Source organism: Stenotrophomonas sp. RS-48, from assembly GCF_030053245.1.
In the GTDB taxonomy this organism is placed as follows: Bacteria; Pseudomonadota; Gammaproteobacteria; order Xanthomonadales; family Xanthomonadaceae; genus Stenotrophomonas; species Stenotrophomonas maltophilia_P.
The window spans coordinates 1-8,801 of sequence record NZ_JASGBV010000123.1; the positions used below are offsets into that span (position 1 = coordinate 1).

The 8,801-nt window shown below is 67.0% G+C and carries 7 protein-coding genes and 1 pseudogene; 1 reads left to right on the forward strand and 7 read right to left on the reverse strand.

The window, feature by feature from the left end; genetic code table 11:
* The 6 genes and pseudogenes from QMZ25_RS18265 to QMZ25_RS18290 form a co-directional block, all read right to left on the reverse strand.
* Window positions 1-796 (reverse strand): annotated as a pseudogene (locus tag QMZ25_RS18265) (hypothetical protein); the annotation flags it as partial.
* A gap of 17 nt (window positions 797-813) precedes the next feature.
* A complete protein-coding gene (locus QMZ25_RS18270; RefSeq protein ID WP_053519316.1) occupies window positions 814-1,416 on the reverse strand; it encodes a DUF2242 domain-containing protein in 603 nt (200 codons plus the stop codon).
* Window positions 1,417-1,610: 194 nt separating this feature from the next.
* Window positions 1,611-3,788: a carboxy terminal-processing peptidase gene (locus tag QMZ25_RS18275; RefSeq protein WP_053519630.1), complete on the reverse strand. Its 2,178-nt coding sequence runs from the start codon at window positions 3,786-3,788 to the stop codon at window positions 1,611-1,613.
* A gap of 269 nt (window positions 3,789-4,057) precedes the next feature.
* Window positions 4,058-5,068 carry a lipoyl synthase gene (gene lipA / locus QMZ25_RS18280; protein WP_065175161.1) on the reverse strand — a complete coding sequence of 337 codons (1,011 nt, stop codon included), beginning with the start codon at window positions 5,066-5,068 and terminating at the stop codon, window positions 4,058-4,060.
* 18 nt (window positions 5,069-5,086) lie between these two features.
* Complete coding sequence (gene lipB / locus QMZ25_RS18285) at window positions 5,087-5,797, reverse strand: lipoyl(octanoyl) transferase LipB (protein WP_053519632.1); 711 nt, start codon at window positions 5,795-5,797, stop codon at window positions 5,087-5,089.
* The gene (locus tag QMZ25_RS18290; protein ID WP_053519645.1) at window positions 5,785-6,063 is read right to left on the reverse strand and encodes a YbeD family protein; all 279 of its coding nucleotides are present in this window, start codon (window positions 6,061-6,063) and stop codon (window positions 5,785-5,787) included. The genes lipB and QMZ25_RS18290 overlap by 13 nt, the downstream gene beginning before the upstream one ends.
* A gap of 276 nt (window positions 6,064-6,339) precedes the next feature.
* On the opposite strand from QMZ25_RS18290, the gene QMZ25_RS18295 reads away from it, so the two are divergent.
* Window positions 6,340-7,398, forward strand: a complete 1,059-nt coding sequence (locus tag QMZ25_RS18295) for a lipid A deacylase LpxR family protein (RefSeq protein WP_262218921.1) — start codon at window positions 6,340-6,342, stop codon at window positions 7,396-7,398.
* Between the two features lie 95 nt (window positions 7,399-7,493).
* Here QMZ25_RS18295 and QMZ25_RS18300 read toward each other — a convergent pair whose 3' ends face one another.
* Complete coding sequence (locus QMZ25_RS18300) at window positions 7,494-8,711, reverse strand: D-alanyl-D-alanine carboxypeptidase family protein (RefSeq protein ID WP_053519634.1); 1,218 nt, start codon at window positions 8,709-8,711, stop codon at window positions 7,494-7,496.
* Between the last annotated feature and the right edge of the window lie 90 nt (window positions 8,712-8,801).

Consider the following 8,801-nt stretch of genomic DNA (forward strand, 5'->3'; position numbering starts at 1 on the left):
CAACGACGAAGTTCTCGGCCTGGTTGCTCAGATCGTCCAGCGTGCTCTTGTCGTACACGTGTTCGATGAAGCCGGGCAGGCCCGCGAAGGCCTGACGTCCCCTCGCCGAGGTGCGCACGGCTTTGCCGTCGGCAAGGAAGTCGCCCGCATGCGCACCGAGCAGGACACTGTCGGTGCCGTGCAGCGCGATGAAGGTGCCGATCGACAGTTCGCCTGCGGTGAACTCCGCGTCGAACGCAGCATCGCCATACAGCTCACGCTGCGTTGCCAGCTGCGCGACCTGGCGGCCGACACCGCATTCGGCACGCACCGCACCGCCGTAGAACGCCTGCAGCGCGCGGCTGTTGCCATCCACGGGAACGTAGCCGCGGCCGAAGCTGCGCACGCGTTGCCACCCCTGCGCCCGTGCGCCCTGCATCCCGAAGCCGATCCAGCCCAGCTGTGCGCCGGAGAAGCGGAACTGCGGGTTGCCCTGCAGCGACGTGGCGGCCCGCCGGGTCGCCGCGCCCAGTTCGAAGGCATAGGCACAGACCGTGGCAGGATCCTCCAGCAGCTGCTGCAGCAGCGCCTCGCGCTGCGCCCCATCCAGCGTCTGCGGCCATCGCACACGCAGATCACCTGCGGCCTGCGCCTCGGCCAGCGATGCCCGGGTGCACACCGGGCCACCCTGGATCTGCGGCGCACTGACCGCAGCCACTTCAAACCGCCAGCCCAGCCGCTGCAGCAGGCCCTGCGTGCAGTCCGCGGCCGCCGCCGCGCTGCCTGCCGGCGAAGCCAGCAGCAGGGCCATGACCATCAGCCCACGCCGCACGCTCAACCCTGATCCGTCGCCGCCGCCGGCTCCGATACGGGGGGAGCGGGCAACCGTTCCGGAACCGGCGGCGCCTCACCGGGGGCGGCCGGCAGGTACTGCTGCAGGCGCTGGAAGAACCGGCGGTAGAAGTCGGCATCGGTGATGGTGCTGCTGGCGACCTTCACCAGGGAATCGTCATTGCTGCCGAACGGCAGCGACACCGAACCCAGCGCGCCCACGCCCACGCTGGCCGAGGTCGGGCTCTTCTTCAACGCATAGCGGTCCTGCACCGCGCTGACGAACACCAGCGACTGGCTGCCACGCGGCGCGCAGGAGATGCGGAGTACCAGTTGCTCGTGATCGTCCTCGCGGGGCTGGAAGTTCTTGCTCCCCTCCACCTGCGCGTCATCGACGCGGGCGATCGCATAGCCCTGGCTGAGCAGGGCCCGTCGCGCCGCTTCACAGGCATCGGCCGGGCGGCTGTCGACCGTCCGGGAGAAGGTGTCGCCGGAATCGAAGGACTCGCGCAGCACGGTGCTGTCGGCGGCGCGGCCACCGCAGGCCGACAGGATCAGGGCACTGGCAATACCGACGGCAACGCTGCACAGAGGGGAGACCCGCATGGGAACTCCTGCGAGAAAGGTAGCTGCTAGGGTAGTCCCGCCCCCGTGTGCGGCAGGTCGACAGCACCGCTGGCGGCGCAGGTTGTTGCTCCCGGTTCATGCACCGGCAGCGCCGGGCATGACCCGGCGCTGCCCGTCAACGCAGACGGGGCCGGCATTGCCGGCCCCGTGGGGTACTTCATGTCACGCGTGGCTCAGTCGGCCCAGCGACCGGCCCCGGTGGACTGCGGCAGCACCTGCGCCGACAGCGGGCGATCATTGGCCAGCAGATTCACCGCATCGGCCAGGATCGCAGCGGATTCACGCAGCAGCGGGTCCGGTCGCTTCTCGGCGGCCTTCTCACGGGCGGCATCCTTGACGATATCGCGCTCGTTGCCGGTCAGGCCGTCATCGCTGCTGTCATCGGCCAGCGGATCCAGGGCCAGGCCCAGCTCCTTGCGCATGATCTGGCGCTCCTTGCGCTGGGTGTCCTGGCGTTCCCGCTCGGCACGACGCGTCGCTTCATTGAGCGAGACATACTTCTTCGCCGCTTCGGCACGGAACTGCTCGACATCCTCGTTCCACCACACGAATTCCTTGTCGGTGGCGATGCGTGCCTCGTGGCGGGTTTCCAGCTTCGGCAGCAGCGGCGCGAAGTTGCCGTACTGCGTATGCGGCACCGCGGCGATGCGGGTCCACGGCAGGGCATTGTCGTAGGTGCTTTCGCCGAACTCGGTGGCATCGACGCTGGCGGGGAACGCCAGGTCCGGCACCACGCCCTTGTGCTGGGTGCTGCTGCCGCTGATGCGGAAGAACTGGGCGATGGTCAGCTTGACCTGGCCGAAGCGCTGCGTTTCGCCGCTCGGCCAGCGATCAAGGTCGACGATGTTCTGCACGGTGCCCTTGCCGAAGGTGGTCTCGCCGATCACCAGGCCGCGGCCGTAGTCCTGGATGGCACCGGCGAAGATTTCCGACGCCGAGGCCGAACCACGGTTGACCAGCACGGCCAGCGGGCCGTCCCACGCCACGCCCTGATTGCGGTCGCTGTTGACGGTGATGCGGCCGCCCGATTCACGCACCTGCACCACGGGGCCCTGTTCGATGAACAGCCCGGTCAGTTCGATCGCCTCGTCCAGCGAGCCACCACCGTTGTTGCGCAGGTCCAGCACGACGCCGTCGAGCTTGTCGTTCTTGAAGCCCGCCAGCAGCTTGGCCACATCGCGCGTGGCCGACGCATAATCGGCGGCATTGCGGCGGCGGCCCTCGAAGTCCTGGTAGAAGGTCGGCAGCTTGATCACGCCGATCTTCCGCGCCGGCTCGCCATTGGCGGCCGGAATGGTCATGGTTTCACCCTTGGCGGCCTGCTCGGCCAGGCGCACCTTCTGCCGGGTCAGGACCAGGGTGTGATGCTTGCCATCGGCGCCCTCCTCGGCCGGGATGAACTCCAGCTTGACCTGGGTATCCTTGGCACCGCGGATCTTGGCCACGACATCGTCGATGCGCCAGCCGATCACATCCTCGACCACGCCCGACTTGCCCTGACCGACGCCGACGATGCGGTCACCCGGCTTCAGGGTGCCATCCACGGAGGCCGGTCCACCGGCGATGATCTCGCGGATCACCACCATGTCGTCCTGGCGCTGCAGCTGCGCACCGATGCCTTCCAGCGACAGCGACATCGCCTGGTTGAAGTTCTCGGCGGTACGCGGAGTGAAGTAGTCGGTGTGCGGATCGACCGCACTGGTGTAGGCGTTGAGGAAGAACTGGAAGACATCCTCGCCCTTCAGCTCGTTGACCGACTTCTCCAGCGTCGCGTAGCGCTTGTCGAGCGTCTTGCGGATGTCGTCCGGCTTCTTGCCGGCCAGCTTCAGGCGCAGCCAGTCATTCTTGACCGACTTGCGCCACAGTTCATCCAGCTCGGCATTGCTGGCCGCCCACGGCACCTTCTTGCGGTCGTACTCAAAGCGCTCGTCGGTGGTGAAGTCCGGCTCCTGCCTGAGCAGCTTGCGTGCGTAGGCCACGCGCTCGCCTACGCGCTGCTTGTACACCGCGAAGACCTGGAAGGCCGGCTCGAGTTCACCGCCACGGATGGCATTGGCGATGTTCGCCTCGAAGGGTGCGAAGCGCGCCACATCGGCCTGGGTGAAGTACTGCTTGCCGCCGTCCAGGGTCTCCAGGTAACGCTTGAACACATCCTTGGAGGTGGCTTCATCGAGCGCACGCGGACGGTAGGCGTACCGGCTGTCGGACAACAGGCCGTACACCAGCTTGGAGGTGGTCACCTGATCGGCGGTCGCCGCAGCCGGCAGCGCCGGCGAATCGGCCTTGGCCGACAGCGCCAGCGGCGCTACCAGCGCCAGGGCCATCAGGAATGCGGGGGCTTTGAATTTCATGAACGTGCTCGAAGGCGCCTTGCCAAGGGGGAGACTGCGTGGTGTTCAGACATCACGACAGTGCCGAAAGTTGCCGGGTTTGTCACCCGTCCGCATCCGGTGGAAAACCAGCCTAGCGGGGCCGGTGTAGCAAATTGTGAATGCAGGCGAAGGCCTGCGGACCAATGGTCCGCGCCCACCAAGGTGGTAGGCACGCCCATCGGTAGCGCCGGGTCATGCCCGGCGAGCGCAGCGGGAAAGAACCGCCGGGCATGGCCCGGCGCTACCGGTCAGGAAACGCCGGCGCCCTTGGCCTGCACGTCGGCGTGGTACGAAGAGCGCACCATGGGGCCGGAGGCGACGTGGCTGAAGCCCAGCTCATAGCCGTAGTCTTCCAGCGCCTTGTAATCCTCGGGCGTCCAGTACTTCAGCACCGGGTGGTGGTGCGCGGTCGGCTGCAGGTACTGGCCGATGGTGATCATGTCCACGTCGTGGGCACGCAGGTCACGCATCGTCGCCTTGATCTGCTCGAAGTCCTCGCCCAGACCCAGCATGATGCCGCTCTTGGTCGGCACCTGCGGGTGCTGGGCCTTGAAGTTCTTCAGCAGCGTCAGCGACCACTGGTAGTCCGCGCCCGGGCGCACGTTGCGGTACAGGTCCGGCACGGTCTCGATGTTGTGGTTGAACACGTCCGGCGGGTTCTGCGCGAGGATGTCCAGCGCGCGCTCCATGCGGCCCTTGCCGCGGAAGTCCGGGGTCAGCACTTCGATGCGGGTACCCGGCGACTTCTCACGGATGGCGGTGATGCAGTCGACGAAGTGCTGGGCACCGCCGTCGCGCAGGTCATCGCGGTCGACACTGGTCACCACCACGTACTTCAGGCCCATGTCGGCCACCGTCTGGCCGAGGCTGGCCGGCTCGTTGGCATCCGGCGGCTTGGGCCGGCCGTGGGCGACGTCGCAGAACGAGCAGCGGCGGGTGCAGACCTCGCCCAGGATCATGAAGGTCGCCGTACCGTGGCCGAAGCACTCATGGATGTTCGGGCAGCTGGCTTCCTCGCAGACCGTCACCAGGCGGTTCTCGCGCAGCTTGGCCTTCAGGTTCTGGACCGCATTGCCCGAGGGAATGCGCACGCGGATCCAGGAGGGCTTGCGCAGCACCGGTGCATCGGCGAACTGAACCGGCGAACGGTTGATCTTGTCCCCGCCCAGCTGCTTGACGCCGGCCTGCAACGGTGCGGCGGTCGGAATGTCGCCCTGCACGATCTGCAGGGGAATGGTGCGGGCAGTGGTTTCAGTCATGGCAGTTCCGGGGAGCGGTCACGCGGCCGCAGAGAGATCAGGCAGTTCGGGCACGTGCTGCAGCCGCAGGCCGAACTGGCGGGCCAGCTGTTCCAGCAGCACCGTCTTGACGGCATCCATCCCGGACGGCCCGCCCAAGTCTACCACCGAGGTCACCTGCAGCCCCTGATAACCACAGGGGTTGATGCGGTGGAAGGGTTCCAGGTCCATGGCCACGTTGAAGGCCAGGCCATGGAAGGTGCAGCCACGGCGCACGCGGATGCCCAGCGCGGCAATCTTGGCATTGCCAACGTAGACGCCCGGGGCACCTTCGCGGCGTTCGGCACCGATGTTCCATTCGGCCAACGTATCGATGATGGCCTGCTCGATGCGGCACACGTAGTCGCGCACGCCGATGCCCAGGCGCGGCAGGCGCAGCAGCGGGTAGATCACGATCTGCCCCGGCCCGTGGTAGGTGACCTGGCCGCCGCGGTCCACGTGCAGCACCGGGATCGCCCCCGGCGCCAGCACATGCTCGTCCTTGCCGGCCTGGCCGAGGGTGAACACCGGATCGTGTTCCACCACCCACAGCTCGTCGGTCGTCTCGTCAGCGCGCTGATCGGTGAAGCGCTGCATCGCCCGCCAGACCGGCTCATAGGCCTGGCGGCCAAGGTCGCGCACCAGCGCCGGACGCGGCGGGCGGTTTTCCGGAGCGGCGTCGGCCGGGCAGCTGTCGGCTACAGCGTCCACTTCACTTCCGGGTGATCGCGCAGCGCCCGATGGGCGGCGTCGTACTGTTCGCGGGTCTCGGCCTTGAACACCAGCCGGACCGACACGTACTTGCCATTGGACGAATGCTTCCAGCTGATGCGCTCGTTCACGACGTCGAGGCCTTCGGCCTGCAGCAGTCGGGGAAGCTCATGCTCCAGGCCGCGGTTGGCCGGGCCCATGGCGCTGAGCTCGAACTGGCCGGGGAACTGGAAGCCGTGGTCGGGGTTGTCGGACTTGATTTCCATGGACCCATTATCGGGCCGCAGGGCAACAAACCCAAGAGTATTCATCCAGGTCAACACGGACACCGGCAGGCCGCTGCGTTGCACCTGAATTTCCATTCAGCTTCCTGCCGCGGGCGCGCGACAAGCCCCCCCCGGCGCCGGTTGTCGTCACGAGACAATGTCGTTTTCGGAACAGACAAGTGACCGGGACGCGCTCGTACCGTCACGCGGGCCGGGGTACCGTGTCGTTGCATATAACGACAGACGACCACCCCTTTCCCCATGAGCATTCCATCCATGCGTAGCGTCGCAGCCTTCGGGCTGTCCGGCCTCCTGGCCGCCGCCCTCCCCCTTGCCGCGCAGGCCGCCGAACAATGCGGCCCCGATGCGATGCGCGAGCACCCGCCGCAGATCAATTTCCGCGTTGACAACGACCTGTTCGGCGGCCGCCACCAGGACCAGGGGTATACCAACGGCGCCGAACTGACCTTCGTATCACCGAACCTCGTCGATTACACCGACGATCCCTGCCTGCCGCGGCTGGCGCGCTGGGTCAACGGCTATCTGGAGCGCCTGCACCCGGGCCGGTTCGAACAGCAGAACATGATCTTCAGCATCGCCCAGGGCATCTTCACCCCGACCGACTTCACCCGGAAGGACCTGATCAAGGATGACCGCCCCTACGCGGGCGTGCTGATCGCCAGCTTCGGCTACAACGCGCGCAGTGGTGATCGGCTGCAGACCACCCAGCTGACGCTGGGCGTTGTCGGTCCGTGGGCCCAGGGCAAGCAGGTGCAGAACGCTGTGCATGAGGTGCTGGGCGACGAGAAGTTCCAAGGCTGGGACAACCAGCTGCACAACGAGCCGCTGGTGATGCTGACCCATGAGCGGATGCGTCGTTGGCCGGGCGACGCCAGCATCAACGCGGGCGGCTGGGGCTGGGACGCGATCAGCCACTACGGCGGCTCGGTCGGCAACCTGGCGACCAAGGCCAACATCGGTGGCGAGGTGCGCTTCGGCTGGAAACTGCCGGATGACTTCGGCAGCACGCCGCTGCGTCCTGCCGGCGAGAACACCGCGCCGACCCGCGGTGGCAGGCCGAGCGGCTGGTCATGGCACCTGTTCGCCACCAGCGATGCCGCCTGGGTGATCCGCAACATCACCCTGGACGGCAACACCTTCCGCAACAGCCACAGCGTCGACAAGCGCCACATCGTGGCCTACGGCGGCTACGGAATCGCGGTGATGCGCGGTCGCTGGAAGTTCGCGGCGGCGCGCTACCACAGCACCCGCGAGTTCAACGGCCAGCGCGAGGCACCGGTGTTCGGCAGCTTCACCATCAGCCGTTCGCTCTAGAACAGTGCGGACATCTGGTCCGCACATTGGCTGCAACGGAAAAGGCCGGCATGCGCCGGCCTTTTCCTTTTCATGTCAGCGCACGGCGCTGCGCATCATTCCGATTCCCACCACATCCAGAAGCTGTCCCACAGGCGCTTGAAGAAACCGGCCTGCTCGACGGCAGCCACCGCCACCAGCGGCGCTTCGGCCACCACCTTGCCATCCAGGCTCACCTTCACCGTGCCGATCTGCTGGCCGGCCGTGAACGGCGCTTCCAGGGTCTTGGGCACATCGATGCTCGGCTTCAGATCGTTGTAGCGGCCACGCGGCACGCTGACCAGCATCGGCTGCGCCACGCCCAGCTGCACCTTGTCACTGGTGCCCTTCCACACCTTGTGCTCGGCGACGGCCTTGCCCGGCTCATACAGGCGGTGCGTTTCGAAGAAGCGGAAGCCCCAGTTCAACAGCGCCAGGCTGTCATCGGCGCGCTGCTTCTCGGAGGCGCCACCCAGCACCACCGCGATCAGACGCTGGTCGCCGCGCTGCGCCGAGCTCATCAGGCAGTAGCCCGCCTCGGAGGTGTGCCCGGTCTTGATGCCATCGACACTGCCGTCGCGCCACAACAGCAGGTTGCGGTTGGGCTGCTTGATGTTGCCGACCTGGAATTCCTTGATCTTGTTGTACGCGTAGGTTTCCGGGTAATCACGCACCATCGCCCGTCCCAGCAACGCCAGATCATAGGCGGTGCTGTGGTGGCCCGCGGCGGTCAGGCCGTGGGCGTTGACGAAGTGCGAGTTCTTCATGCCGATCTTGGCGGCGTAGCTGTTCATCAGCGAGGCGAAGGCTTCCTCGCTGCCCGCCACGTGCTCGGCCAGGGCGATCGCGGCATCGTTGCCGGACTGGATGGCCATGCCCTTTTCCATGTCTTCCAGGCGCGCGGTCTGGTTCACCGGGAAGCCGCTGTAGCTGCCGTCGGTACCCGCACCGCCTTCGCGCCAGGCGCGCTCGCTCATCATCACCTGGTCATCCGCACGGACCTTGCCGTTCTTGACCTCGGCGGCGATCACGTAGGAGGTCATCACCTTGGTGATGCTGGCCGGCGCCAGCTGCTCGTGGATGTTCTCGCCCGCCAGCACCTGGCCGGTGGCGTAGTCCATCAGGATCCAGGCCTTGGACACACTCGGCACCGGGGCCGGTGGCGTGGCCACGGTGGCCGGAGCCGCAGCGGCGGCAGGTGCAGGTGCGGCCGGGGTCGGCAGCGGCGTCTGGGCAGAAGCCAGGCCCACCACCAGGGTGGCGGCCAGGGCGGTGGCGGCGGAACGGAAATTCATTGGACAGCGGGCTCCAGGGACGGCCTGGCTTCGGTGGCGCCATCATCATCGATGACCCGCACAAGCCGGGTGAGGCCGACAGCGACACGG